At 66.4% G+C, this 25,477-nt stretch carries 35 protein-coding genes and 1 pseudogene; all 36 read left to right on the top strand.

Translation table 11 applies throughout. The features are described 5' to 3' along the window. Window positions 1–849 (top strand): annotated as a pseudogene (locus AB0G11_RS37565) (DNA-directed RNA polymerase subunit beta); the annotation flags it as partial. A 14-nt stretch (window positions 850–863) separates the two neighbouring features. Then, window positions 864–4,739, top strand: coding sequence for a DNA-directed RNA polymerase subunit beta' (locus tag AB0G11_RS37560; protein WP_219500398.1), 3,876 nt, complete (start codon window positions 864–866; stop codon window positions 4,737–4,739). A 620-nt stretch (window positions 4,740–5,359) separates the two neighbouring features. Next, window positions 5,360–5,734 (top strand): 30S ribosomal protein S12, encoded by a 375-nt coding sequence (rpsL, locus tag AB0G11_RS37555; protein ID WP_049572713.1) that lies wholly within the window; start codon window positions 5,360–5,362, stop codon window positions 5,732–5,734. Window positions 5,735–5,736: 2 nt separating this feature from the next. Further along, window positions 5,737–6,207 carry a 30S ribosomal protein S7 gene (gene rpsG, locus AB0G11_RS37550; protein WP_043623423.1) on the top strand — a complete coding sequence of 157 codons (471 nt, stop codon included), beginning with the start codon at window positions 5,737–5,739 and terminating at the stop codon, window positions 6,205–6,207. A gap of 39 nt (window positions 6,208–6,246) precedes the next feature. Then, window positions 6,247–8,346, top strand: a complete 2,100-nt coding sequence (gene fusA / locus AB0G11_RS37545) for an elongation factor G (RefSeq protein WP_219500408.1) — start codon at window positions 6,247–6,249, stop codon at window positions 8,344–8,346. Window positions 8,347–8,456: 110 nt separating this feature from the next. Continuing rightward, window positions 8,457–9,650, top strand: a complete 1,194-nt coding sequence (gene tuf / locus AB0G11_RS37540; RefSeq protein WP_219500410.1) for an elongation factor Tu — start codon at window positions 8,457–8,459, stop codon at window positions 9,648–9,650. Between the two features lie 282 nt (window positions 9,651–9,932). Then, window positions 9,933–10,241 (top strand): 30S ribosomal protein S10, encoded by a 309-nt coding sequence (rpsJ, locus tag AB0G11_RS37535; protein ID WP_030912931.1) that lies wholly within the window; start codon window positions 9,933–9,935, stop codon window positions 10,239–10,241. Window positions 10,242–10,255: 14 nt separating this feature from the next. Beyond that, window positions 10,256–10,909, top strand: a complete 654-nt coding sequence (gene rplC, locus AB0G11_RS37530) for a 50S ribosomal protein L3 (RefSeq protein ID WP_101783540.1) — start codon at window positions 10,256–10,258, stop codon at window positions 10,907–10,909. After that, complete coding sequence (rplD, locus tag AB0G11_RS37525; RefSeq protein ID WP_219500412.1) at window positions 10,906–11,553, top strand: 50S ribosomal protein L4; 648 nt, start codon at window positions 10,906–10,908, stop codon at window positions 11,551–11,553. Before rplC ends, rplD begins: the two co-directional genes overlap by 4 nt. Further along, window positions 11,553–11,855, top strand: a complete 303-nt coding sequence (gene rplW / locus AB0G11_RS37520; RefSeq protein ID WP_219500414.1) for a 50S ribosomal protein L23 — start codon at window positions 11,553–11,555, stop codon at window positions 11,853–11,855. Before rplD ends, rplW begins: the two co-directional genes overlap by 1 nt. A 107-nt stretch (window positions 11,856–11,962) precedes the next feature. Further along, on the top strand, window positions 11,963–12,799 hold the full coding sequence (rplB, locus tag AB0G11_RS37515; protein WP_101783543.1) for a 50S ribosomal protein L2: 837 nt from the start codon (window positions 11,963–11,965) through the stop codon (window positions 12,797–12,799). 11 nt (window positions 12,800–12,810) lie between these two features. Next, complete coding sequence (gene rpsS, locus AB0G11_RS37510; protein ID WP_049572698.1) at window positions 12,811–13,089, top strand: 30S ribosomal protein S19; 279 nt, start codon at window positions 12,811–12,813, stop codon at window positions 13,087–13,089. 31 nt (window positions 13,090–13,120) lie between these two features. Beyond that, window positions 13,121–13,474, top strand: coding sequence for a 50S ribosomal protein L22 (rplV, locus tag AB0G11_RS37505; RefSeq protein ID WP_049572697.1), 354 nt, complete (start codon window positions 13,121–13,123; stop codon window positions 13,472–13,474). Further along, window positions 13,474–14,334, top strand: a complete 861-nt coding sequence (gene rpsC, locus AB0G11_RS37500) for a 30S ribosomal protein S3 (protein WP_219500416.1) — start codon at window positions 13,474–13,476, stop codon at window positions 14,332–14,334. The genes rplV and rpsC overlap by 1 nt, the downstream gene beginning before the upstream one ends. Window positions 14,335–14,336: 2 nt before the next feature. Beyond that, window positions 14,337–14,756 carry a 50S ribosomal protein L16 gene (rplP, locus tag AB0G11_RS37495; protein WP_219500418.1) on the top strand — a complete coding sequence of 140 codons (420 nt, stop codon included), beginning with the start codon at window positions 14,337–14,339 and terminating at the stop codon, window positions 14,754–14,756. Then, window positions 14,756–14,992: a 50S ribosomal protein L29 gene (gene rpmC / locus AB0G11_RS37490; RefSeq protein WP_049572733.1), complete on the top strand. Its 237-nt coding sequence runs from the start codon at window positions 14,756–14,758 to the stop codon at window positions 14,990–14,992. The genes rplP and rpmC overlap by 1 nt, the downstream gene beginning before the upstream one ends. Then, window positions 14,985–15,275, top strand: coding sequence for a 30S ribosomal protein S17 (rpsQ, locus tag AB0G11_RS37485; protein ID WP_219500420.1), 291 nt, complete (start codon window positions 14,985–14,987; stop codon window positions 15,273–15,275). Before rpmC ends, rpsQ begins: the two co-directional genes overlap by 8 nt. Before the next feature lie 189 nt (window positions 15,276–15,464). After that, entirely contained in the window at window positions 15,465–15,836 is a 372-nt protein-coding gene (gene rplN / locus AB0G11_RS37480; RefSeq protein ID WP_043623452.1) for a 50S ribosomal protein L14, read from the top strand. Window positions 15,837–15,844: 8 nt separating this feature from the next. Next, window positions 15,845–16,144, top strand: coding sequence for a 50S ribosomal protein L24 (gene rplX, locus AB0G11_RS37475; protein WP_246644019.1), 300 nt, complete (start codon window positions 15,845–15,847; stop codon window positions 16,142–16,144). Next, the gene (gene rplE / locus AB0G11_RS37470; protein ID WP_101783550.1) at window positions 16,144–16,719 is read left to right on the top strand and encodes a 50S ribosomal protein L5; all 576 of its coding nucleotides are present in this window, start codon (window positions 16,144–16,146) and stop codon (window positions 16,717–16,719) included. The genes rplX and rplE overlap by 1 nt, the downstream gene beginning before the upstream one ends. A 4-nt stretch (window positions 16,720–16,723) precedes the next feature. Then, complete coding sequence (locus tag AB0G11_RS37465; protein WP_020542298.1) at window positions 16,724–16,909, top strand: type Z 30S ribosomal protein S14; 186 nt, start codon at window positions 16,724–16,726, stop codon at window positions 16,907–16,909. Between the two features lie 182 nt (window positions 16,910–17,091). After that, entirely contained in the window at window positions 17,092–17,490 is a 399-nt protein-coding gene (gene rpsH, locus AB0G11_RS37460; RefSeq protein ID WP_049572677.1) for a 30S ribosomal protein S8, read from the top strand. A gap of 16 nt (window positions 17,491–17,506) precedes the next feature. After that, window positions 17,507–18,049, top strand: coding sequence for a 50S ribosomal protein L6 (gene rplF / locus AB0G11_RS37455; protein WP_219500424.1), 543 nt, complete (start codon window positions 17,507–17,509; stop codon window positions 18,047–18,049). Window positions 18,050–18,051: 2 nt separating this feature from the next. After that, a complete protein-coding gene (rplR, locus tag AB0G11_RS37450; protein WP_219500426.1) occupies window positions 18,052–18,435 on the top strand; it encodes a 50S ribosomal protein L18 in 384 nt (127 codons plus the stop codon). Window positions 18,436–18,462: 27 nt separating this feature from the next. Then, window positions 18,463–19,092, top strand: a complete 630-nt coding sequence (gene rpsE, locus AB0G11_RS37445) for a 30S ribosomal protein S5 (protein ID WP_091090115.1) — start codon at window positions 18,463–18,465, stop codon at window positions 19,090–19,092. A gap of 2 nt (window positions 19,093–19,094) precedes the next feature. Next, the gene (gene rpmD, locus AB0G11_RS37440) at window positions 19,095–19,277 is read left to right on the top strand and encodes a 50S ribosomal protein L30 (protein ID WP_049572666.1); all 183 of its coding nucleotides are present in this window, start codon (window positions 19,095–19,097) and stop codon (window positions 19,275–19,277) included. A gap of 2 nt (window positions 19,278–19,279) precedes the next feature. After that, a complete protein-coding gene (gene rplO, locus AB0G11_RS37435) occupies window positions 19,280–19,735 on the top strand; it encodes a 50S ribosomal protein L15 (RefSeq protein WP_357591403.1) in 456 nt (151 codons plus the stop codon). Window positions 19,736–19,905: 170 nt separating this feature from the next. Beyond that, entirely contained in the window at window positions 19,906–21,216 is a 1,311-nt protein-coding gene (gene secY / locus AB0G11_RS37430; RefSeq protein WP_219500430.1) for a preprotein translocase subunit SecY, read from the top strand. Further along, window positions 21,216–21,866 (top strand): adenylate kinase, encoded by a 651-nt coding sequence (locus AB0G11_RS37425; RefSeq protein ID WP_219500431.1) that lies wholly within the window; start codon window positions 21,216–21,218, stop codon window positions 21,864–21,866. The genes secY and AB0G11_RS37425 overlap by 1 nt, the downstream gene beginning before the upstream one ends. Before the next feature lie 112 nt (window positions 21,867–21,978). Continuing rightward, a complete protein-coding gene (map, locus tag AB0G11_RS37420; RefSeq protein ID WP_219500433.1) occupies window positions 21,979–22,782 on the top strand; it encodes a type I methionyl aminopeptidase in 804 nt (267 codons plus the stop codon). A 38-nt stretch (window positions 22,783–22,820) separates the two neighbouring features. Further along, window positions 22,821–23,228 carry a DUF1707 domain-containing protein gene (locus AB0G11_RS37415; RefSeq protein ID WP_246643995.1) on the top strand — a complete coding sequence of 136 codons (408 nt, stop codon included), beginning with the start codon at window positions 22,821–22,823 and terminating at the stop codon, window positions 23,226–23,228. A 106-nt stretch (window positions 23,229–23,334) separates the two neighbouring features. Further along, a complete protein-coding gene (locus tag AB0G11_RS37410; protein ID WP_219500437.1) occupies window positions 23,335–23,748 on the top strand; it encodes a hypothetical protein in 414 nt (137 codons plus the stop codon). A gap of 297 nt (window positions 23,749–24,045) precedes the next feature. Beyond that, window positions 24,046–24,267 (top strand): translation initiation factor IF-1, encoded by a 222-nt coding sequence (gene infA / locus AB0G11_RS37405; protein ID WP_012887858.1) that lies wholly within the window; start codon window positions 24,046–24,048, stop codon window positions 24,265–24,267. 24 nt (window positions 24,268–24,291) lie between these two features. Then, the gene (gene rpmJ, locus AB0G11_RS37400) at window positions 24,292–24,405 is read left to right on the top strand and encodes a 50S ribosomal protein L36 (RefSeq protein WP_003956441.1); all 114 of its coding nucleotides are present in this window, start codon (window positions 24,292–24,294) and stop codon (window positions 24,403–24,405) included. 227 nt (window positions 24,406–24,632) lie between these two features. Beyond that, entirely contained in the window at window positions 24,633–25,013 is a 381-nt protein-coding gene (rpsM, locus tag AB0G11_RS37395) for a 30S ribosomal protein S13 (protein ID WP_049576926.1), read from the top strand. Window positions 25,014–25,058: 45 nt separating this feature from the next. After that, a complete protein-coding gene (rpsK, locus tag AB0G11_RS37390; protein WP_020542285.1) occupies window positions 25,059–25,463 on the top strand; it encodes a 30S ribosomal protein S11 in 405 nt (134 codons plus the stop codon). The last annotated feature ends 14 nt before the right edge of the window (window positions 25,464–25,477 follow it).

Here is a 25,477-nt window from a genome sequence, read left to right as displayed (position 1 = left end):
GTCATCTCCAAGATCCTGCCGGTCGAGGACATGCCGTTCCTGGAGGACGGCACCCCGGTCGACATCATCCTCAACCCGCTGGGCGTGCCCGGCCGAATGAACGTCGGCCAGGTGCTCGAAACCCACCTGGGGTGGATCGCCGCCCGGGGCTGGGACATCACCGGCGTCCAGGAGGCGTGGGCCGAGCGGCTGCGCGACAAGGGCTTCGGCCAGGTCGAGCCGCGCACCAACATGGCCACGCCGGTCTTCGACGGCGCCCACGAGGAAGAGATCGTCGGCCTGCTCGGCAACACCATCCCCAACCGTGACGGCGACCGGATGGTCGAGCAGAGCGGCAAGGCGCGGCTGTACGACGGCCGTTCCGGCGAGCCGTTCCCGTACCCGATCTCGGTCGGCTACATCTACATCCTCAAGCTCCTCCACCTGGTCGACGACAAGATCCACGCGCGTTCGACCGGCCCGTACTCCATGATCACCCAGCAGCCGCTCGGCGGTAAGGCCCAGTTCGGCGGCCAGCGCTTCGGTGAGATGGAGGTGTGGGCGCTGGAGGCGTACGGCGCCGCCTACGCCCTGCAGGAGCTCCTGACGATCAAGTCCGACGACGTCCTCGGCCGCGTGAAGGTCTACGAGGCCATCGTCAAGGGCGAGAACATCCCGGAGCCGGGAATCCCCGAGTCCTTCAAGGTCCTCATCAAGGAAATGCAGTCGCTGTGCCTGAACGTCGAGGTGCTCTCCAGCGACGGCATGTCCATCGAGATGCGCGACACCGACGAGGACGTCTTCCGCGCAGCGGAGGAGCTCGGTATCGATCTGTCCCGGCGTGAGCCGAGCAGCGTGGAAGAAGTCTGAGGGGGATCGCACGAATGCTGGACGTCAACTTCTTCGACGAGCTTCGGATCGGGCTGGCGACGGCCGACGACATCCGTCAGTGGTCGCACGGCGAGGTCAAGAAGCCCGAGACCATCAACTACCGCACCCTCAAGCCGGAAAAGGACGGGCTCTTCTGCGAGAAGATCTTCGGCCCGACCCGCGACTGGGAGTGCTACTGCGGCAAGTACAAGCGCGTCCGCTTCAAGGGCATCATCTGTGAGCGCTGTGGCGTCGAGGTCACGCGCGCCAAGGTGCGCCGTGAGCGGATGGGCCACATCGAGCTGGCCGCGCCGGTCACCCACATCTGGTACTTCAAGGGTGTCCCGTCGCGCCTCGGCTACCTGCTCGACCTCGCCCCGAAGGACCTGGAGAAGGTCATCTACTTCGCGGCGTACATGATCACGCAGGTCGACACCGAGATGCGCGAGCGTGACCTGCCCTCGCTGGAGGCGAAGATCTCCGTCGAGCGGCAGCACATCGAGCAGCGTCGCGACGCCGACGTCGAGGCCAGGCAGAAGAAGCTCGAAGGCGACCTGGCCGAGCTCGAGGCCGCCGGCGCCAAGGGCGACCAGCGCCGCAAGGTGCGTGAGGGCGCCGAGCGCGAGATGCGCCAGCTCCGCGACCGGGCCCAGCGTGAGCTGGACCGGCTCGAGGAGGTCTGGAGCCGCTTCAAGAACCTCAAGGTCCAGGACCTCGAGGGCGACGAGCTGCTCTACCGCGAGATGCGTGACCGCTTCGGCCGCTACTTCAAGGGCGGCATGGGCGCGCAGGCGATCCAGGACCGCCTGATCAGCTTCGACCTCGACGCCGAGGCCGAGAACCTGCGCGAGACCATCCGCAGCGGCAAGGGCCAGAAGAAGGCCCGCGCGCTCAAGCGGCTCAAGGTCGTCTCCGCGTTCCTCAACACCACCAACTCGCCGCGCGGCATGGTCCTCGACTGCATCCCGGTGATCCCGCCGGACCTGCGGCCGATGGTTCAGCTCGACGGTGGCCGCTTCGCCACCTCCGACCTGAACGACCTCTACCGCCGGGTCATCAACCGCAACAACCGCCTCAAGCGTCTGCTCGACCTCGGCGCGCCCGAGATCATCGTGAACAACGAGAAGCGGATGCTGCAGGAGGCCGTCGACGCGCTGTTCGACAACGGCCGTCGCGGCCGCCCGGTCACCGGCCCCGGCAACCGCCCGCTCAAGTCCCTGAGCGACATGCTCAAGGGCAAGCAGGGCCGCTTCCGCCAGAACCTGCTGGGCAAGCGAGTCGACTACTCCGGCCGTTCGGTCATCGTCGTCGGCCCGCAGCTCAAGCTGCACCAGTGCGGTCTGCCCAAGCAGATGGCGCTGGAGCTGTTCAAGCCGTTCGTGATGAAGAGGCTCGTGGACCTCAACCACGCGCAGAACATCAAGTCGGCCAAGCGGATGGTCGAGCGCGCCCGCCCCGTGGTGTGGGACGTGCTCGAAGAGGTCATCACCGAGCACCCGGTGCTGCTCAACCGCGCGCCCACGCTCCACCGTCTGGGCATCCAGGCGTTCGAGCCGCAGCTCGTCGAGGGCAAGGCCATCCAGATCCACCCGCTCGTCTGCACCGCCTTCAACGCGGACTTCGACGGCGACCAGATGGCCGTGCACCTGCCGCTGTCGGCTGAGGCCCAGGCCGAGGCGCGCATCCTGATGCTCTCGACCAACAACATCCTCAAGCCGGCCGACGGCAAGCCCGTCACCATGCCCACCCAGGACATGGTCATCGGCCTCTACTGGCTGACGACCATGAAGGAGGGCGCGCTGGGCGAGGGCAGGGTCTTCGGCTCCATCGCCGAGGCGCAGATGGCCTTCGACCGTCGCGAGCTGGAGATCCAGGCGAAGATCCAGATCCGGATCAAGGACGTCCTGCCGCCGCGTGACTGGGTGGCCCCCGAGGGCTGGGAGCAGGGCGACCCGATCCGCCTGGAGACGACGTTCGGCCGCTGCCTGTTCAACCAGACGCTGCCGCTGTCCTACCCGTTCGTCAACTTCCAGGTGGGCAAGAAGCAGCTGTCCACGATCGTCAACGAGCTGGCCGAGACCTACCCCAAGGTCGAGGTGGCCAACTCGCTCGACGCGCTCAAGGACGCGGGCTTCCGCTGGGCGACCCGCTCCGGCGTCACGATCTCGATCGACGACGTCGTCGCGCCGCCCAACAAGCAGGAAATCATGGAGAACTACGAGCGCCGCGCCGACAAGGTGCAGCGTGAGTACGAGCGCGGTCTGATCACCGACGAGGAGCGCCGTCAGGAGCTCATCGAGATCTGGACCCACGCCACGGCCGACGTCGAGACCGACATGGTCAACGCCTTCCCGGCGACCAACCCGGTCTGGATGATGGTCAACTCCGGCGCCCGCGGTAACAAGATGCAGGTGCGTCAGATCGCCGGCATCCGTGGTCTGGTGTCCAACACCAAGGGTGAGACGATCCCGCGGCCGATCAAGGCCTCGTTCCGCGAGGGCCTGTCGGTGCTGGAGTACTTCATCTCCACCCACGGACAGCGGAAGGGTCTGGCCGACACCGCCCTGCGCACCGCCGACTCGGGTTACCTGACCCGTCGTCTGGTGGACGTCGCGCAGGACGTCATCGTCCGCGAGATCGACTGCGGCACCGACCGCGCGGTCCCGCTGCACGTCGGCGAGCGCGACGCGTCGGGCAACCTGGTCAAGGCCGAGAACGCCGAGTCCAACGTGCACGGCCGCATCCTGGCCGAGGACGTCGAGGTCGACGGCAAGATCATCGCGGCGGCGGGTGTCGACATCAACGACACGCACGTCACCGCCCTGGTCGAGGCCGGCGTCGAGACCGTCCGCACCCGCAGCGCGCTCGTCTGCGAGGCCAAGATCGGTGTCTGCGCGACCTGCTACGGCCGTTCGCTGGCCACCGGCAAGCTCGTGGACGTCGGCGAGGCGGTCGGCATCATCGCCGCCCAGTCGATCGGCGAGCCCGGCACCCAGCTGACGATGCGGACCTTCCACACCGGTGGTGTGGCGGGCGCCGACATCACCCACGGTCTGCCCCGAGTCCAGGAGCTGTTCGAGGCGCGCATCCCCAAGGGTGTCGCCCCGATCTCCGAGGCGGAGGGCCGGGTCCGGATCGACGAGACCGACAAGTCCCGCAAGATCGTCATCACGCCCGACGACGGCTCCGAGGAGATCGCCTACCCGGTGTCCATGCGGTCGCGGCTGCTGGTCTCCGAGGGTTCGCGCGTGTCGGTCGGCCAGCAGCTGGTCGCCGGCGCCGTCAACCCCAACGAGGTGCTGCGCATCCTCGGCCCGCGGGCCGTGCAGCTGCACCTGGTGGCCGAGGTCCAGCAGGTCTACCGGTCGCAGGGTGTGTCGATCCACGACAAGCACATCGAGATCATCGTGCGGCAGATGCTCAAGCGCGTGAACGTGCTCGAGTCCGGTGACACCGACCTGCTGCCCGGCGAGCTCGTCGAGCGTCCGCGCTTCGAGCAGATGAACCGTGAGACGGTGGCGGAGAACGGCTCCCCGGCCGCCGGTCGCCCGGTGCTCATGGGCATCACGAAGGCGTCGCTCGCCACCGAGTCGTGGCTGTCGGCGGCCTCCTTCCAGGAGACGACCAGGGTCCTGACGGACGCGGCGATCCACGCCAAGTCCGACTCCCTCCTGGGCCTGAAGGAGAACGTCATCATCGGTAAGCTCATCCCGGCCGGCACGGGCATGCCCCAGTACCGCAACATCCGGGTCGAGCCGACCGAGGAGGCCAAGGCCGCCATGTACACGGTCGGCGGTTACGACGGCTCCGCGGCCGACTACACCTTCGGCACCGGCAGCGGCGAGGCCGTCCCGCTGGAGGAGTACGACTTCGGTCAGTACAACCGGTAACGGTCGTCAGCACGGCGAAGCGCCCGGGTCTCTCGTTCGAGAGGCCCGGGCGTTTCCCGTTTCCGGGCCCCGCGCCTCGGGCGTGGAGGTCCCGTGCGGGGTCCGTACGCGTCCGTCAGCCCTTCACGGGTGGGAGTGCTCCGCCGGGTGTCGTCCCGGAACGGCGTCGGCGTACGGGCGGACGTGGGCCCGTGGCCGTGAACGCGAATGGGCCTGTTCGTGGCCTTGGGCGGGCCGGTCCGAAAAGAAGAAGGTTTTGGGGTTGAGCATGGGGAAGGGGCTATATCATGGTCGGCGGAGCAGCGGCCACGAGACGGGCCGCACAGAGCGGATGCGAGACGCCCCCCATAGCGACTCGCGCCGTTTTGACGTGTCGGGCGGGCCTGGTAACCTAGACCATCGTGCCCGTAGCTTTGCGGGCTCTCGGCTGTGCGCTCATATCAGAGGAGTGCCAGTCGGCTTCCTGGCTTGAAGCGTCGTGGATGTGTCTGTGCGGATAGCGCGACACGCCCGAGCGCGGGGGCGCGGGAGCAAGGACAATCCGCAGGTCATGACACCGGCAGAACCTGTGGATTCGCACTACTGACGTAACACCGGCCAAGGCACGAAACGGAGTGGCAGTGCCCACTATTCAGCAGTTGGTCCGCAAGGGCCGGCAGGACAAGGTCTCCAAGACCAAGACTCCTGCCCTCAAGGGGAGTCCGCAGCGGCGCGGCGTGTGCCAGCGCGTTTACACCACGACCCCGAAGAAGCCCAACTCGGCACTGCGCAAGGTGGCCCGTGTTCGGCTCACCAACGGCATCGAGGTCACGGCCTACATCCCGGGTGTGGGTCACAACCTGCAGGAGCACTCCATCGTGCTCGTGCGTGGCGGTCGTGTGAAGGACCTGCCGGGTGTTCGCTACAAGATCATCCGCGGCTCGCTCGACACCCAGGGTGTCCGCAACCGCAAGCAGGCCCGTAGCCGCTACGGCGCGAAGAGGGAGAAGAGCTAACTATGCCTCGCAAGGGTTCTCCTGGCCGTCGTCAGCTCATGTCTGACCCGGTTTACAGTTCGCCGCTGGTCACCGCCCTGATCAACAAGGTGCTCCTGGACGGCAAGCGCTCCATCGCGCAGTCGATCGTCTACGGCGCCCTCGAGGGCTGCAGGGAGAAGACGGGCAACGACCCGGTCGTCACCCTCAAGCGCGCGCTTGACAACGTCAAGCCGACCCTCGAGGTCCGCAGCCGCCGTGTCGGTGGCGCCACCTACCAGGTGCCGGTCGAGGTGCGCGCCGCGCGCAGCACCACCCTGGCCCTGCGCTGGCTCGTGCAGTACTCCCGGGCCCGCCGCGAGAAGACCATGACCGAGCGCCTGATGAACGAGCTCCTCGACGCCAGCAACGGCCTCGGGGCGAGCGTGAAGAAGCGCGAGGACACCCACAAGATGGCCGAGTCCAACAAGGCCTTCGCCCACTACCGCTGGTAACCCCGGCGGGTTCGACGAGACGACGAGGACGCGAAGAAAGTGGCCACCACGACCGCTCTTGACCTGGCCAAGGTCCGCAACATCGGGATCATGGCCCATATCGACGCGGGCAAGACCACCACGACCGAGCGCATCCTGTTCTACACCGGCATCAACTACAAGCTGGGTGAAGTCCACGAGGGCGCAGCCACCATGGACTGGATGGAGCAGGAGCAGGAGCGCGGCATCACGATCACGTCCGCCGCGACGACCTGTGAGTGGGCCGGTCACACCATCAACATCATCGACACTCCGGGGCACGTCGACTTCACCATCGAGGTGGAGCGCTCGCTGCGCGTGCTCGACGGCGCCGTCGCCGTGTTCGACGGTGTGGCGGGTGTCGAGCCGCAGTCGGAGACGGTGTGGCGCCAGGCTGACGGCTACAACGTCCCCCGCATCTGCTTCGTGAACAAGATGGACCGGGTCGGCGCGGAGTTCCACCGCTGCGTCGAGATGATGATCAGCCGTCTGGCCGCGACCCCGGCCGTCGTCCAGCTCCCGTGGGGCGTTGAGGCCGACTTCAAGGGCGTCATCGACCTGATCAAGATGAAGGGCCTCCTCTGGAGCGCCGAGGCTGCCAAGGGCGAGATGTACGACGTCGTCGACATCCCGGCCGACCACGCCGAGGCCGCTCGCGAGTGGCGCGACAAGCTGGTCGAGACCGTCGCCGAGAACGACGACGAGCTGATGGAGCTCTTCCTCGAGGGCACCGAGCCCACCGAGGAGCAGCTGGTCGCGGCCCTGCGCCGCGCGACGCTGGCGAGCGCCGTCAACCCGGTCCTGTGTGGCACCGCGTTCAAGAACAAGGGCGTGCAGCCCCTGCTCGACGCGATCGTCGCCTACCTGCCCGCGCCGACCGACATCCCGGCCATCGCCGGTCACGCCGTCGGTGACGAGAGCAAGGCCGTCGAGCGTCACGCGGACCCGACCGAGCCGTTCTCCGCGCTGGCCTTCAAGATCGCCAGCGACCCGCACCTGGGCAAGATCACCTACATCCGCATCTACTCGGGCACGCTCGAGGCCGGTTCACAGGTCATCAACTCTGTGAAGGGCAAGAAGGAGCGGATCGGCAAGATCTACCAGATGCACGCCAACAAGCGCGAAGAGCGCCCGTCGGCGATCGCCGGTCAGATCGTCGCCGTGATGGGTCTGAAGGACACCACCACCGGTGACACCCTGTCCGACCCGGCCAACCAGGTCGTGCTCGAGTCGATGACGTTCCCGGCTCCGGTCATCAACGTCGCCATCGAGCCCAAGACCAAGGGCGACCAGGAGAAGCTGTCGACCGCGATCCAGCGGCTGGCCGAGGAGGACCCGTCCTTCCAGGTCCGTCGTGACGAGGAGACCGGCCAGACGGTCATCTGGGGCATGGGCGAGCTTCACCTTGAGATCCTCGTCGACCGCATGCGTCGCGAGTTCAAGGTCGAGGCCAACGTCGGCCGTCCCCAGGTCGCCTACCGTGAGACCATTCGCCGCAAGGTGGAGAAGGTCGACTACACCCACAAGAAGCAGACCGGTGGTTCCGGTCAGTTCGCGCGGGTGATCATCGACCTGGAGCCGCTGGGCGAGGGCAACGACGGTTACGAGTTCGAGAACAAGGTCACCGGTGGCCGCGTGCCGAGGGAGTACATCCCGTCGGTCGACGCGGGCGCGCAGGAGGCCGCTGAGTTCGGCGTGCTGGCCGGCTACCCGATGGTGGGCGTGAAGGTGACGCTGACCGACGGTGCCGCGCACGACGTCGACTCCTCGGAAATGGCCTTCAAGATCGCCGGTTCGATGGCGTTCAAGGAGGCCGCGCGCAAGGCTGACGCCGTGCTCCTCGAGCCGATGATGGCCGTCGAGGTCACCACGCCCGAGGACTACATGGGTGATGTCATCGGCGACCTCAACGGTCGTCGCGGGCAGATCCAGGCCATGGACGAGCGGGCCGGCGCCCGTGTCGTCAAGGCGCTCGTGCCGCTGTCGGAGATGTTCGGCTACGTGGGTGACCTGCGCAGCAAGACTCAGGGGCGCGCGAGCTACAGCATGCAGTTCGACTCCTACGCTGAGGTGCCTCCGGGCATCGCCAAGGAGATCGTCGCGAAGGCCCGGGGCGAATAGTTCCGGTCCCTGGCGGGACGGTGCGAGCCGTCCCGCCGCCTAGGGGTTCGGGATCACCCGGGCCCGAGTGTGTATGACGAAAGTCAGTCAGATTCTCAAGGAGAGAACCAGTGGGCAAGGCCAAGTTCGAGCGGAACAAGCCGCACATGAACATCGGCACCATTGGGCATATCGACCACGGTAAGACCACACTGACCGCGGCGATCACCAAGGTGCTCCACGACCGTTACCCGGACCTGAACGCGGCGACCCCGTTCGACAAGATCGACAAGGCGCCGGAGGAGAAGGCCCGCGGCATCACGATCTCCATCGCGCACGTCGAGTACCAGACCGAGAAGCGCCACTACGCCCACGTGGACTGCCCCGGTCACGCCGACTACGTGAAGAACATGATCACCGGTGCCGCTCAGATGGACGGCGCGATCCTCGTGGTCGCCGCCACCGACGGCCCCATGCCGCAGACGAAGGAGCACGTCCTCCTGGCCCGCCAGGTCGGCGTCCCCTACATCGTCGTGGCCCTCAACAAGGCCGACATGGTCGACGACGAGGAGATCCTGGAGCTCGTCGAGCTCGAGGTCCGTGAGCTCCTGTCCGCTCAGGAGTTCCCCGGCGACGACCTGCCGGTCGTCCGCGTCTCCGCGCTCAAGGCTCTCGAGGGCGACGAGAAGTGGGCCGACAGCATCATCGAGCTGATGAACGCCGTCGACGAGAACGTCCCCGAGCCCCCGCGTGAGACGGAGAAGCCGTTCCTCATGCCGGTCGAGGACGTCTTCTCGATCACCGGTCGCGGCACCGTCGTCACCGGTCGTATCGAGCGCGGCATCGTCAAGGTGAACGAGCAGGTCGACATCATCGGCATCAAGCCGGAGAAGACGACCACCACCGTCACCAGCATCGAGATGTTCAACAAGATGCTCGACGAGGGCCACGCCGGCGACAACGCCGCGCTGCTCCTCCGTGGCATCAAGCGCGACGACGTCGAGCGCGGCCAGTGCATCATCAAGCCGGGCACGACGACCCCGCACACCGAGTTCACCGGCCAGGTCTACATCCTGTCCAAGGACGAGGGCGGCCGCCACACGCCGTTCTTCAACAACTACCGCCCGCAGTTCTACTTCCGTACGACGGACGTGACCGGCGTGGTGAACCTCCCCGAGGGCACCGAGATGGTCATGCCGGGCGACAACACCGAGATGCGCGTTGAGCTGATCCAGCCCATCGCCATGGAGGAAGGCCTCAAGTTCGCGATCCGTGAGGGTGGCCGCACCGTCGGCGCCGGTCGGGTCACGAAGATCATCAAGTAGCTCGACCGCGGGGTGGCGGTCGGCCTCCATTCAGGGGCCGGCCGCCGCACCACGACAGGGGTTCGGAGTCCGTACGGGCTCCGCTCCCCGGCTCCACGGCAAAGCCGTGATCCAGCAGTCACTTCGGCCCAGTGACCGAAGCAGGCCAGTGACCGAAGTTACTGCCGGATCACGGAAGAAAAGGCAGATCGACTGCGTCTGTCTCGTGGAGCATCGCACCACCCAGCGGCATCCTGCCGCACGATACTTTTTCAGACGACAGCGAAGGACACCGAGGCCACTATGGCGGGACAGAAGATCCGCATCCGGCTTAAGGCCTATGACCACGAGGTCATCGACGTTTCGGCCAAGAAGATCGTCGAGACGGTGACGCGGACTGGCGCGAAGGTCGCGGGCCCGGTGCCGCTGCCGACCGAGAAGAACGTGTACTGCGTCATCCGTTCGCCGCACAAGTACAAGGACAGCCGCGAGCACTTCGAGATGCGCACGCACAAGCGGCTGATTGACATCATCGATCCGACCCCCAAGACGGTTGACTCGCTCATGCGGCTCGACCTCCCCGCGGGCGTCGACATTTCGATCAAGCTCTGAGGGAACGCACTGACATGGCTAAGACGATCAAGGGCGTCCTGGGCAAGAAGCTCGGCATGACCCAGGTCTTCGACGCGGACAACCGGATGGTCCCGGTGACCGTGGTCGAGGCCGGTCCGTGCGTGGTGACCCGCGTCCGCACCGCTGAAAAGGACGGCTACTCGGCCATCCAGCTCGGCTTCGGGCAGGTCGACCCCCGGAAGGTCAACAAGCCGCTCGGCGACTACCTGCGTAAGCACGACATCACCCCGCGCCGTTACTTCGCGGAGATCCGCACTGACGACGCGAGCGACTACACCCTCGGCCAGGAGCTGCTGGCCGACACCTTCGAGGCCGGCCAGTTCGTCGACGTGACGGGCAAGAGCAAGGGCAAGGGCTTCGCCGGTGTCATGAAGCGGCACGGCTTCGGTGGTCTGGGCGCGTCGCACGGCACGCAGCGCAAGCACCGGTCGCCGGGTTCCATCGGTGGCTGCGCCACCCCGGGACGCGTATTCAAGGGTCTGCGCATGGCCGGTCGGATGGGTAACGTCCGCACCACCGTGCAGAGCCTGAAGGTTCATTCCGTGGACGCCGAGAAGGGTCTCATCCTGATCAAGGGTGCGATCCCCGGCGCCAACGGCAGTCTGGTCCTCGTTCGCACCGCTGCCAAGAAGGGGGCTGCCAAGTGAGCACCATTGACGTCCTTGACGCCAGCGGGGCGAAGACCGGGACCGTCGACCTGCCCGAGGACATCTTCGGCGCCAAGGTCAACGTGCCGCTGATCCACCAGGTGGTCGTGGCCCAGCTCGCCGCTCGCCGGCAGGGCACCCACAAGGCCAAGACCCGTGGTGAGGTCTCCGGCGGCGGCAAGAAGCCGTACCGGCAGAAGGGCACCGGCCGCGCCCGTCAGGGCTCGACCCGTGCGCCGCAGTTCGCGGGCGGCGGCGTCGTCCACGGCCCGGTGCCGCGCGACTACTCGCAGCGCACGCCCAAGAAGATGAAGGCCGCCGCGCTCCGCGGCGCCCTGTCCGACCGGGCCGGCGGCGGTCGTGTGCACGTGGTGAGCAGCCTGGTCTCCGGCGAGACGCCGAAGACGAAGGCCGCCCTGCAGGCGCTGCGCACCATCACCCAGGCCAAGTCGGTCCTCGTCGTGGTCGACGAGACCGACGAGCTGACCTGGCTGAGCCTGCGCAACGCGCCGGAGGTCCACCTGCTGGACTCCGGTCAGCTCAACACCTACGACGTGCTCGTCCACGACGACGTGGTCTTCACCCAGGAGGCGTACGACCAGGTCGTCGCCAGGCTGGGCCAGGGCGGGAAGGAAGAGGCCTGATGGAGAAGATCGCCGACCCGCGCGACATCATCCTCAAGCCGGTCGTCTCTGAGAAGAGCTACGGCCTGATCGATGAGAACAACAAGTACACGTTCCTGGTGCGCAAGAGCGCGAACAAGACCCAGGTGAAGATCGCCGTCGAGCAGATCTTCGGGGTCAAGGTCACCAGCGTGAACACGATCAACCGGCAGGGCAAGCGCAAGCGCACCCGCACCGGTTTCGGTAAGCGGCCCGACACCAAGCGCGCGATCGTGAGCTTGGCCGAGGGCGATCGGATCGACATCTTCGGTCAGATCGGCTAACCACGCGGGAGGCCCGGCCTCCCGCGAGCCCCTTTTTCTGGGGCTTCGCACGAAATTGATACCCCAGGTCCCCGGACCTGGGGTCCGACAGAGGATGAACGAAAAAGATGGGCATCCGTAAGTACAAGCCGACGACTCCGGGTCGCCGCGGTTCCAGTGTCTCGGACTTCTCCGAGATCACCCGCAGCACGCCGGAGAAGTCGCTGCTTGCACCCCTTCATAACAAGGGCGGCCGTAACGTACACGGCCGGGTCACCGCTCGCCACCAGGGCGGCGGTCACAAGCGCGCCTACCGGATCATCGACTTCCGCAGGCATGACAAGGACGGCATTCCGGCCAAGGTCGCTCACATCGAGTACGACCCCAACCGCACCGCCAACATCGCTCTGCTGCACTACGCCGACGGCGAGAAGCGCTACATCATCGCGCCGACCGGCCTCAAGCAGGGCGACCGCATCGAGAACGGCCCCGCGGCCGACATCAAGCCGGGCAACTGCCTGCCGCTGCGCAACATCCCGACCGGTACCTTCATCCACGCGGTGGAGCTCCGTCCGGGCGGCGGCGCCAAGCTCGGCCGTTCCGCGGGCGCTCAGATCCAGCTGCTCGCCAAGGAAGGCCAGTACGCCACGCTGCGTATGCCCTCCGGTGAGATGCGCATGGTCGACGTGCGCTGCCGCGCGTCGGTCGGCCAGGTCGGCAACGCCGAGCAGGCCAACATCAACTGGGGCAAGGCCGGCCGTATGCGGTGGAAGGGCAAGCGCCCCACCGTCCGCGGTGTCGCGATGAACCCTGTCGACCACCCGCACGGTGGTGGTGAGGGCAAGACCTCCGGTGGTCGCCACCCGGTGAACCCGAAGGGCAAGCCCGAGGGCCGCACCCGCCAGGCCAACAAGGCCAGCGACCGGCTGATCATCCGTCGGCGCAGCAAGAGGAAGAAGCGGTAGGAGCAGCCGAAATGCCACGTAGCCTTAAGAAGGGTCCCTTCGTGGACGAGCACCTTCAGAAGAAGGTCGACGTCCAGAACGAGAAGGGCACCAAGAACGTCATCAAGACGTGGTCGCGGCGCTCCATGATCGTTCCCGACATGCTCGGGCACACGATCGCCGTGCACGACGGCCGTAAGCACGTCCCGGTGTTCGTCACCGAGTCGATGATCGGTCACAAGCTCGGAGAGTTCGCCCCCACGCGGACGTTCCGGAGCCACGTCAAGGAAGACCGGCGCAGCCGGCGATAGACGCCTTCAGAAGCACTTAGAGGAGTAAGCGATGGAAGCCAGGGCTCAGGCGCGGTTCGTCCGTGTCACGCCCCTCAAGGCCCGCCGCGTGGTGGACCTTATTCGCGGGCTGCCCGCTTCGGAGGCGCAGGCCGTTCTGCAGTTCGCTCCCCAGTCGGCGAGCGAGCCGATCTACAAGGTGCTCAGCAGCGCCATGGCGAACGCTGAGCACAACTTCGATCTCGACCCCAGCACGCTCTTCGTGAGCCGCGCCTGGGTTGACGAGGGCCCGACGCTGAAGCGGTTCCGTCCGCGTGCACAGGGTCGCGCCTATCGGATCAACAAGCGGACGAGCCACATCACCGTGATCGTGGAGTCCCGCGAGCCGAAGGGAAGGACCCGATAGTGGGCCAGAAGGTTAACCCGCACGGGTTCCGCCTCGGCATCACGACCGACTTCAAGAGCCGGTGGTACGCCGACAAGCTGTACAAGTCGTACGTCGCCGAGGACGTGGCGATCCGTCGCATGCTGCAGAAGGGCATGGAGCGGGCCGGCATCTCCAAGGTCGAGATCGAGCGCACGACCGACCGCGTCCAGGTCGACATCCACACCGCCCGGCCGGGCATCGTCATCGGCCGTCGCGGGGCGGAGGCCGACCGCATCCGCGGTGACCTGGAGAAGCTGACCAAGAAGCAGGTCCAGCTCAACATCCTCGAGGTGAAGAACCCCGAGATCGACGCGCAGCTCGTCGCGCAGGGCGTGGCCGAGCAGCTCTCCAGCCGTGTCTCGTTCCGCCGTGCCATGCGCAAGGCGATGCAGTCGGCCATGAAGTCCGGCGCCAAGGGCATCCGTGTCCAGTGCTCCGGTCGTCTGGGCGGCGCCGAGATGTCGCGGTCGGAGTTCTACCGTGAGGGCCGGGTGCCGCTGCACACGCTCCGCGCGGACATCGACTACGGCTTCTACGAGGCCCGTACCACCTTCGGCCGCATCGGCGTGAAGGTGTGGATCTACAAGGGCGAGGCCGCGACGAGCCGCGCCGAGCGCGAGGCGGCGGCTGCCGGCGCCCGTGCCGGCCAGCGTCGCGAGCGTGACGACCGTCGTGGCGGCGGCGGCGACCGTCCGCGTCGTGGTGGTGGCGCCGGTGGCGCCCGCCGCGGTGGCGGTCGTGGCGGCGAGCGCGGCGACCGCGCCCCCAGGACTGAGGCGGCCTCCCAGGCTGCCCCCGAGACCGGCCCGGCTGCTCAGCCGGGTGCTGAAGGGAGCTGACCATGCTGATCCCTCGCAGGGTCAAGCACCGCAAGCAGCACCGGCCCGACCGCAGCGGAGCCGCCAAGGGCGGCACCAGGGTCGTCTTCGGCGAGTACGGCATTCAGGCGCTTGAGCACTCCTACGTGACCAACCGCCAGATCGAGTCCGCTCGTATCGCGATGACCCGTCACATCCGTCGTGGCGGCAAGGTGTGGATCAACATCTACCCCGACCGTCCCCTCACCAAGAAGCCTGCCGAGACCCGCATGGGTTCCGGTAAGGGTTCGCCGGAGTGGTGGATCGCCAACGTCAAGCCCGGACGCGTGATGTTCGAGCTGTCCGGCGTGGCCGAGCCGATCGCCCGCGAGGCGCTTCAGCGCGCGATCCACAAGCTCCCGATGAAGTGCAAGATCGTTAAGCGTGAAGTGGGTGAGGCGTGATGGCTAAGGGCCTGACCGCCGGCGAGCTGCGGGTGGAGGACCAGGACACCCTGGTCCAGAAGCTCAAGGAAGCCAAGGAGGAGCTGTTCAACCTCCGCTTCCAGTCAGCGACCGGTCAGTTGGAGAGCCACGGGCGGCTGCGTGCCGTCCGCCGCGAGATCGCCCGTATCTACACCGTGATGCGCGAGCGCGAGCTGGGCATCGTCACGGTCGAGAAGGAGTCGAGCGATGGCTGAGACCGAGACCACCGAGACCACCGAGTCGACGGGGCGTAACTTCCGCAAGGTCCGTGAGGGCCTGGTCGTCAGCGACAAGATGGACAAGACCGTCGTCGTCGCCGTCGAGGACCGCGTGAAGCACCGCCTCTACGGCAAGGTCATCCGCCGGACGACCAAGTACAAGGCACACGACGAGTCCAACGCCTGTGGCGTGGGCGACCGCGTGCTTCTGATGGAGACCCGCCCCCTCTCCGCCACCAAGCGGTGGAGGGTCGTGGAGATCCTCGAGAAGGCCAAGTAGGCCCTCTCGGATATACCGCGCCTCGTGGGGGCCTCAGGGCCCCCATGACGGTGTCCAAGGACGCGGGAGCCTCGCTCCCGCGTCGCCTGCGGTGCGGCCCCCTACGGGGGCTGTGGCCGGAGGAACAAGACAACGATGGGTTCCGCCAGGCTCAGCGATGAGAACCGGCGCGACTAACAGGAGTACAACGTGATCCAGCAGGAGTCGCGGCTCAAGGTCGCCGACAACACGGGTGCCAAGGAGATTCTCTGCATCCGTGTTCTCGGTGGCTCGGGCCGACGCTACGCCGGTATCGGCGACGTCATCGTCGCCACTGTCAAGGACGCGCTGCCGGGCAGCACGGGCGTCAAGAAGGGCGACGTGGTCAAGGCCGTCGTCGTCCGCACGGTCAAGGAGCGCCGCCGGCCCGACGGCTCCTACATCCGCTTCGACGAGAACGCCGCCGTCATCATCAAGGACAGCGGTGACCCTCGTGGCACTCGTATCTTCGGCCCGGTCGGCCGCGAGCTGCGCGACAAGAAGTTCATGCGCATCATCTCGCTCGCACCGGAGGTGCTGTAATGCCGAAGCTGCATGTGAAGAAGGGTGACCTGGTCCAGGTCATCGCCGGCAAGAACAAGGGTGCCAAGGGTCATGTGATCGCGACCTTCCCGCGCGAGGACCGCGTGGTGGTCGAGGGCGTCAACATGATCAAGAAGCACGGCAAGGAGACCAACCAGGGTCCGCGTGGCGCCAAGACCGGCGGCGTGCAGACCATGGAGGGGCCCATCCACGTGAGCAACGTGAAGAAGCTCAAGGAAGACAAGGCCGCCGAAAAGCCCGCCGACAAGAAGGCTGACAAGGCCGACGAGACGGGTGAGGACAGCTGATGACTGCCACGACCACCGAGACCGAGCGCCCGACGCCGCGCCTCAAGACGAAGTACCGCGAGGAGATCGCGGCTCAGCTTCGCGAGCAGTTCGGCATCGAGAACGTCATGCAGATCCCCGGCCTGGTGAAGATCAAGGTCAACATGGGTGTCGGCGAGGCGGCCCGCGACTCGAAGCTGATCGAGGGCGCCGTTCGCGACCTCACCGTGATCACCGGCCAGAAGCCGGCCGTCGTCCGGGCGCGCAAGTCCATCGCGCAGTTCAAGCTGCGTGAGGGCATGCCGATCGGCGCGCACGTCACGCTTCGCGGTGACCGCATGTGGGAGTTCCTCGACAGGCTGCTGTCGCTGGCGCTGCCCCGCATCCGTGACTTCCGGGGCCTGTCGCCGAAGCAGTTCGACGGCAACGGCAACTACACCTTCGGTCTGACCGAGCAGGTCATGTTCCACGAGGTCGACCAGGACAAGGTCGACCGGCCGCGGGGCATGGACATCACGATCGTGACCACCGCGAAGAACGACGACCAGGGCCGGGCGCTGCTCAAGCTCCTCGGCTTCCCCTTCAAGGAGGCCTGATCCAATGGCGAAGAAGTCGCTGATCGCCAAGGCGGGGCGCAAGCAGAAGTTCGAGGTCCGGGCCTACACCCGTTGCTCGCGCTGCGGTCGTCCGCGCGCCGTCTACAGGAAGTTCGGCCTGTGCCGCGTGTGCTTCCGTGAGATGGCGCACCGGGGCGAGCTGCCTGGCATCACCAAGTCCAGCTGGTAGTTACCCTTGGGGGCGGCACTGGTCGCCCCCGGGGCGGCTTCCGGCCGTACATATCCGTAAATGTCAAAATCAGGGGGCTCTCGTAGAGAGCACCCACGACCGCGCCGAAGGTCCACCGGCAGAGCAGTGCGCAGCACTGAAGCTTCGCCGACTGGAAACCGCGGCGAGGAAGGCCATTGGCCATGACGATGACCGACCCGATCGCAGACATGCTCACGCGTCTGCGTAATGCGAACTCGGCGTACCACGACAGCGTGTCGATGCCGTACTCGAAGATCAAGGCGCACATCGCCGAGATCCTCCAGCAGGAGGGTTACATCCAGGCTTGGACCGTCGAAGACGCCAAGGTTGGCAAGAACCTCGTGGTGGAGCTCAAGTTCGGGCCTACTCGTGAGCGTTCGCTCTCTGGACTGCGCCGGGTGTCCAAGCCCGGTCTGCGGGTCTATGCGAAGAAGGACAATCTGCCTCGAGTCCTGGGCGGGCTGGGCGTCGCGATCATCTCGACGTCCGCCGGTCTCATGACCGACAAGCAGGCCGGCAAGCGTGGTGTGGGCGGGGAAGTCCTCGCCTACGTCTGGTAGAGGGGAGGAACACAGCATGTCGAGAATCGGACGGCTGCCCATCCCTGTGCCCAGTGGCGTAGACATCACGATCACCGGCCAGGATGTCCAGGTCAAGGGCCCGAAGGGCACGCTTTCTCACACGGTCGCCGAGCCCATCGCGGTGGGCCGCGACGAGGACGGCGCCATCGCCGTCACCCGTCCCAACGACGAGAACAAGGTCCGTGCGCTGCACGGCCTCTCGCGGACGCTGATCGCCAACATGGTGCAGGGCGTCACGCAGGGCTACTCCAAGACCCTGGAGATCGTCGGCGTCGGTTACCGCGTCCAGGCCAAGGGCCCGGCGCAGCTGGAGTTCTCGCTGGGCTTCAGCCACCCGGTCATCGTCGACGCCCCCGAGGGCGTCACCTTCCGCGTCGAGAAGCCGACCCTGTTCCACGTGGACGGCATCGACAAGCAGAAGGTCGGCGAGGTCGCCGCCAACATCCGCAAGCTGCGCAAGCCCGACCCGTACAAGGGCAAGGGCGTGCGCTACCAGGGCGAACAGATCCGCCGCAAGGTCGGAAAGGCTGGTAAGTAGGCATGGCTCCGAAGACTGCGTTCGGCAAGCACACGGCTGCCCGCACCGTCTCGCGGGCCCGCCGTCACCGCCGCGTCCGCAAGAACGTCGTCGGTACGGCCGCGCGTCCGCGCCTGGTCGTCAACCGTTCGACGCGTCACCTGTTCGTGCAGATCGTGGACGACACCGTCGGCCACACCCTGGTGAGCGCGTCCACCATGGACGCCTCGCTGCGCACGCTGGAAGCGGACAAGACGGAGAAGGCCAAGAAGGTCGGCGAGCTCCTCGCTCAGCGGGCCAAGGAAGCCGGGATCACGGCGGTCGTCTTCGACCGCGGTGGCAACCGCTACGCCGGGCGCATCGCCGCTCTGGCGGACAGCGCCCGCGAAGGTGGGCTCGAGTTCTGATATGGCAACTGAGATGAGGAACCACTGATGGCTGCAGCTCCGCGTCGCGGTGGCGGCACCGGTGGCGAGCGGCGGGACCGTCGTGACGATCGCCGCGGTGGCGCCGCTGACAAGGGCGTCTCGTACATCGAGCGCGTAGTGAAGATCAACCGAGTGGCCAAGGTCGTGAAGGGTGGTCGTCGCTTCAGCTTCACCGCCCTCGTCGTCGTCGGCGACGGCAACGGCCTGGTCGGCGTCGGCTATGGCAAGGCCAAGGAAGTCCCCGCGGCCATCGCCAAGGGCGTCGAAGAGGCGAAGAAGCACTTCTTCAAGGTGCCTCGCATCCAGGGCACGATCCCGCACACGGTGCAGGGCGAGGAGGCGGCCGGCGTCGTCTTCCTGCGTCCGGCCTCGGCCGGTACCGGCGTCATCGCCGGTGGCCCGGTCCGCGCGGTCCTGGAGTGCGCGGGCATCCACGACGTGCTGTCCAAGTCGCTCGGCTCGGACAACCCGATCAACATCGTGCACGCCACCGTGGCGGCTCTGAAGGGCCTTTCGCGCCCCGAGGAGATCGCCGCCCGCCGTGGCCTGCCGATCGAGGACGTGGCCCCGGCCCGGATGCTGAAGGCTCAGCGCGAGGGTCTCGCCGAGGCGGCGGCCGCGAAGGCGGTGAGCTAGTCATGGCACGCCTGAAGATCACTCAGGTTCGCTCGAAGATCGGTGGCAAGCAGAACCAGCGTGACTCGCTGCGCTCGCTTGGCCTGAAGCGAATCGGCGACGTCGTCGTCAAGGAGGACCGGCCCGAGATTCGCGGCATGGTCTCCGTGGTGACGCACCTCGTCGTGGTGGAAGAGGTCGACTAGTCATGACTGACAAGGCTCCGCTCAAGATTCACGACCTGCGTCCTGCTCCTGGCGCCAACAAGTCGAAGGTCCGCAAGGGCCGCGGCGAGGCGTCCAAGGGCAAGACCGCCGGTCGCGGCACCAAGGGCAGCCACGCCCGTACGACGGTTCCCCTCGGTTTCGAGGGTGGCCAGGTGCCGCTGCAGAGGCGTCTGCCGAAGCTCAAGGGCTTCTCCAACGCCATGTTCAAGACGACCTACCAGGTCGTCAACCTGGACCGGCTCGGCGAGCTGTTCCCCGAGGGTGGCGACGTCACCGTCGAGGCGCTGGTGGCCCGGGGCGCTGTCCGCAAGAACCAGCCGGTCAAGGTGCTGGGCACCGGTGAGATCTCGGTCGCGGTGAACGTGACGGCGCATGCCTTCTCGTCCACGGCGAAGGAGAAGATCGCCGCTGCCGGCGGCTCCGTTACCGAGCTGTAAGTGCATTTACGACGCGTGGGGGTTCTGACAATGGGCCCCCACGCGCGTAGTGCGTTAGAGTTCGCGAGACGGCAGGATACTGTCCTGCTGGATGTTGACCTGAGACTTCAGATGGCAGATCCCCGCACCATCGCATACTCACATCGCCTCATAGGCGCGCAGGAGGGACCGTGCTGACCGCGTTTACCCGGGCGTTCCGGACGCCGGACCTGCGCAAGAAGTTGCTCTTCACGCTGGGCATCATCGCGCTTTTCCGACTCGGCTCGGTTCTTCCGACTCCGGGCGTTCACGTCCAGAATCTGGCGGCCTGTTTTGAATCGGCCCGTGAGGGCGCCGCCGGCCAAATCTATGGAATGGTCCAGCTGTTCAGCGGTGGCGCGCTGCTCAAGCTGTCGATCTTCGCACTGGGCATCATGCCCTACATCACCGCGAGCATCATCCTGCAGCTGCTCGTCGTGGTCATCCCGCGTCTCGAGGCGCTGAAGAAGGAAGGCCAGTCGGGCCAGACCAAGATCACGCAGTATACGCGTTATCTGACCGTCGGTCTCGGTGTTCTGCAGTCGACGGCGTTCATCGCCCTCGCCCGCTCGGGCCAGCTGTTCCCCAACTGCCAGCAGGACGTGCTGCTCGACCCGGACAACGTCTTCCAGATCGTCACGATGGTCGTCATCATGACCGCGGGCACCTCCGTGATCATGTGGCTGGGCGAGCTCATCACCGACCGTGGTGTGGGCAACGGCATGTCCATCCTGATCTTCACCTCGGTCGTGTCCATCTTCCCGTCCGAGATGGCCAACATCTTCCAGGCGAACAAGTTCACCTTCGCGGTCGTCATGGTGGTCGGCATCTTCCTGATCGCCGCCGTGGTCTTCGTCGAGCAGGCGCAGCGCCGCATCCCGGTCCAGTACGCCAAGCGCATGGTGGGCCGGCGGATGTACGGCGGCACCTCGACCTACATCCCGCTGAAGGTCAACCAGGCCGGCATCATCCCGGTCATCTTCGCCTCCTCGCTCCTCTACCTGCCGCAGCTGATCACTTCGCTCTTCGCCAACGCGGAGAACCCGAACCCGGTCGTGCAATGGATCTCCCAGAACCTCGCCACCGGCGACACGCCGATCTACATGGCGACGTTCTTCCTCTTGATCGTCTTCTTCACGTACTTCTACGTGTCCATCACTTTCAACCCCACTGAAGTGGCTGACAACATGAAGAAGTACGGTGGGTTCATTCCGGGCATCCGCCCGGGCCGGCCGACGGCTGAATACCTGAACTTCGTGCTCACCCGTCTGACCGCGCCCGGCGCGCTCTATCTGGGTCTGATCTCCATGGTCCCGATCGTCGCGCTGGCGGTGGCCGGTGCGAGCCAGAACTTCCCGTTCGGAGGGACGAGCATTCTGATCATGGTTGGTGTCGGCCTGGACACGGTCAAGCAGATCGAGAGCCAGCTGCAGCAGCGTAACTACGAAGGTTTCCTGCGGTAGTGCGTCTCGTTCTGGTCGGGCCCCCTGGAGCGGGTAAAGGGACGCAGGCCCAGTACATCGCATCGAACCTGTCAATCCCGAAGATCTCGACAGGTGACATTTTCCGTGCCAACGTCTCAGGCGGCACGGACCTCGGCAAGCTGGCCAAGACATACATGGACCGCGGCGACCTGGTGCCCGACGAGGTCACCATCGCCATGGTCCGCGACCGCCTCTCGGAGGACGACGCGCAGGACGGTTTCCTGCTCGACGGCTTCCCGCGCAACGTGCCGCAGGCGGAGATCCTCAAGAAGATGCTCGCCGACTGGGGTCAGGCGCTCGACCTGGTGCTGGAGCTCGTCGTCGACGACGACGAGGTGGTCCGGCGGCTGGCGGGCCGGCGCACCTGCAGCCAGTGCGGCCGCATCTGGCACGTGGAGTTCGACGACAAGCAGGACGACCGCTGTGACGCCTGCGACGGCGCGCTGTTCCAGCGCGACGACGACAAAGAAGAGACCGTCAGGCACCGCCTGGAGGTCTACGGAGAGCAGACGGCTCCGCTGATCTCCTACTACGCGGACGAGGGCATCCTCGTCGGGGTCGACGCTACCGGCCCGGTCGAAGAGGTCACTCAGAGGGCCATGGAGGCCATCAGGCCCTTCATGGGGTGAGGGTGACGACCTACTGCGGAGGTGGCACGGGTTTCCGTGCCACCTCGCGGCTATTGTGGGGGGAATTGGGCTCCCACGTTTGCCCGTTGAAGTCCCTGGGGGTGCCGTAAACGTGTTCAAGAGAAACAAGCATGGGATTCAGATCAAGTCGCCCGAGCAGCTGGAGAAGATGCGGGCGGCCGGTCTGGTCGTCGGGCGCACGCTGGAGCTGCTGAAGCAGTCGGTGCAGCCGGGGATGACGCCGCTCGACCTCGACGTCATCGCCGAAAAGGCGATCCGGGACGAGGGCGCGATCCCGTCGTTCAAGGGCTACCAGGGCTTTCCGGCGACGATCTGCGCGTCGGTCAACCACGAGGTGGTGCACGGCATTCCGACGGACGCCCGCAAGCTGCGCGAGGGCGACGTCATCTCGATCGACTGCGGGGCCATCCTCGACGGCTGGCACGGCGACTCGGCCGTGACCGTGCCGGTGGGCGAGGTCGACCCGAAGCTCACCGAGCTCATGCGCATCACCGAAGAGGCGATGTGGGCCGGCATCAGGGCCCTGACCCCCGGACGCCACCTGTCCGACATCGGGTACGAGGTCGAGCGCTACGTCAAGTCGCAGGGCCGGTTCGGCATCCCGCCGGAGTACGGCGGCCACGGCATCGGCACCGAGATGCACATGGACCCGTGGATCGCCAACCACGGCAAGCCGGGCCGGGGTCCGGTGCTGGAGGTGGGCATGTGCCTGGCCGTCGAGCCCATGGTGAACCTCGGCACCGAGCGCACCCGCGTGCTGGCCGACGACTGGACCGTGGTGACCGTCGACGGAAAGGCGTCGGCTCACTTCGAACACAGCGTCGCCGTGACACATAATGGACCTTGGGTGCTGACCGCCCTTGATGGGGGCAAAGAGCGCTTGGCACAGCCGTAGACGAGCCGGGAGTGGTGGGAATGGCGCAGAGTCCCGAGATGCGTGCCTCCGACGTCGACCGCGACCGGGTGGCGGCAGTACTGCGCGAGCACACCGCCCAGGGCCGCATCACGATGGAAGAGTTCAACGAGCGGCTCGAACAGCTCTACCAGAGCAAGACGTACGGCGACCTGGCCAAGCTGACCGCCGACCTGCCGGACGTCGACCTGCGCAACCGGCCCGCCAAGGTGACGCCGGAGCCGCTGGCCAAGCGGCGGATGCACCCCGGCATGGTGGCCGCCTGGAGCGCCTGGGCCGGCGCCAGCGCGGTCAACTGGGTCATCTGGCTGATCATCAGCATCACGGCGGGCGACTTCATCTATCCGTGGCCGCTGTGGGTCATGGGCCCGTGGGGCGCGATCCTGCTGGTCAGCACGGTCTTCGGGAACCCGCCGCCGAAGCGGTGACGACGGGCTTGTGTGCACAAGTGCCGTCTGCGCATTCGTCCACAGAACGTCGGGGCGCGCATTCCTAACGTGAGCGGTGTCCAGAACACCACCCACGGAGGAAATCATGCGCAAGATTTTCGCGGCCACCGCCATCGCCGGCTCCCTCGCCGCCACCGGCCTCGTCCTCGCCCCGGCCGCCACCGCCCAGGCGTCGTCCGCCGCCAGCGTCCAGGCCGCCTCATCGGCCGGAGCCTGGGGCAAGTACTACTCCAGCAACAAGAAGGCCTACACCTTCGGCAAGACGTGGAAGGCCGGCGGCAAGGTCTTCACGAAGTGGTACGGCAAGGAGTTCACCGCCAAGCGGGGCTACGTCTGGTTCCGGTACGAGTACAAGAACGGGCGCACCGGCAAGCACTTCTACGGCTGGAACGGGTCCCAGGTCCACACCTGGGGCAAGGGGAACATCAAGAAGCTCTGGACGTACACCTGCTGGGGCGGCGCGGCCAAGTACTGCGGTGCGGCCCACCGCATCTACTGAGCCGCCAGAAGGGCCGCTGAGGCCCGGGGAGAGGCGTTCAGGCCCGCCGGCGTCCTGTCGGCGGGCCTCCGGCATGCGTCAGGGCGAGATATCGGGTACAGTGACACGTGGTTGTGTCAGGGCACCTGGCACGCGTTTCGCGTTTGAGCAACAGGTGTCGTACACTCCTTAGTCGGCTCACTATGACTATCACGCGTCGGCGGCCTTTGCCGGTCGCCGCTCTCTTCGAAGCGTGAGGTCGCGGCTGCTTAGTGAACCGGAGCCTCAGACGACCGATCAGTGAAACGCGAGGGACTTTTGGCCAAGAAAGACGGCGCCATCGAGATCGAGGGCACTGTGGTTGAGTCGCTCCCGAACGCCATGTTCCGGGTGCAGCTCGACAACGGCCATAAGGTCCTGGCCCACATCAGCGGACGGATGCGGATGCACTACATCCGGATCCTGCCCGACGACCGGGTAGTCGTCGAACTGAGCCCCTACGACCTGAGTCGTGGGCGGATCGTCTACCGATACAAATAAGACGTCTGAGGAACACGAAGGACAATGAAGGTAAAGCCGAGCGTCAAGAAGATCTGTGACAAGTGCAAGGTGATCCGCCGGCACGGTCGCGTCATGGTGATCTGCGACAACCTGCGCCACAAGCAGCGCCAGGGTTAGTCGCCGCAAGGCTTCTCCGAGTCCGCCCCGTCAGGGAGCGGGCTCGACGCATGAGGAGCCTGAGACAGTAATCGCGCGTCACACCTGAGCAGGCGACGCCGCCGATCCGTCGGCGCCCGTCGAACCGTTCAGGAGACCCCCGGTCGGAGGCCGGGGCCCTCACCCCGGGCATGGGGAGGGGAAGTGGGGCGCAAGACCTCCGCCACAGAGAAGGAGAATGCCCGACCATGGCTCGCCTGGTTGGCGTCGACCTCCCCCGCGAAAAGCGGCTGGAGATCGCTCTCACCTACATTTACGGCATCGGCCGCACCCGGGCCCAGGAGATCCTCCAGGCCACCGGTGTCAGCGGCGATCTGCGCGTGCACCAGCTCTCCGACGCCGAGCTCGTCCCGATGCGTGACTACATCGAGGCGAACTTCAAGATCGAGGGTGACCTGCGCCGTGAGGTCCAGGCCGACATCCGTCGCAAGATCGAAATCGGTTGCTACCAGGGCATCCGCCACCGCAAGGGTCTTCCCGTCCACGGCCAGCGCACGCAGACCAACGCGCGCACCCGTAAGGGCAAGAAGAAGACCGTCGCCGGTAAGAAGAAGCCCGGTAAGAAGTAGTCCTCGCAGCCGCGGGACCGAAGACCTCAGGAGTTAAGGCAAACAATGCCTCCTAAGAGCCGCCAGGGTGCGCCGAAGAAGGTGCGCCGCAAGGAAAAGAAGAACGTCGCTCACGGGCACGCCCACATCAAGAGCACGTTCAACAACACGATCGTCTCGATCACCGACCCCAACGGGAACGTGATCTCCTGGGCCAGCGCCGGCCACGTGGGTTTCAAGGGCTCCCGTAAGTCCACCCCGTTCGCCGCGCAGATGGCCGCGGAGAACGCCGCGCGCCGCGCCATGGAGCACGGCATGCGCAAGGTCGACGTCTTCGTCAAGGGTCCGGGCTCCGGCCGTGAGACCGCGATCCGCTCCCTCCAGGCCACCGGCCTCGAAGTGGGCTCGATCCAGGACGTCACCCCGGTTCCGCACAACGGCTGCCGTCCGCCGAAGCGCCGCCGCGTCTGATTCCCAGGAGATAT

It is taken from the genome of Nonomuraea sp. NPDC023979 (assembly GCF_040639085.1).
Classification (GTDB): domain Bacteria; phylum Actinomycetota; class Actinomycetes; order Streptosporangiales; family Streptosporangiaceae; genus Nonomuraea; species Nonomuraea ceibae.
This window is presented reverse-complemented; position numbering and strand designations above follow the sequence as displayed.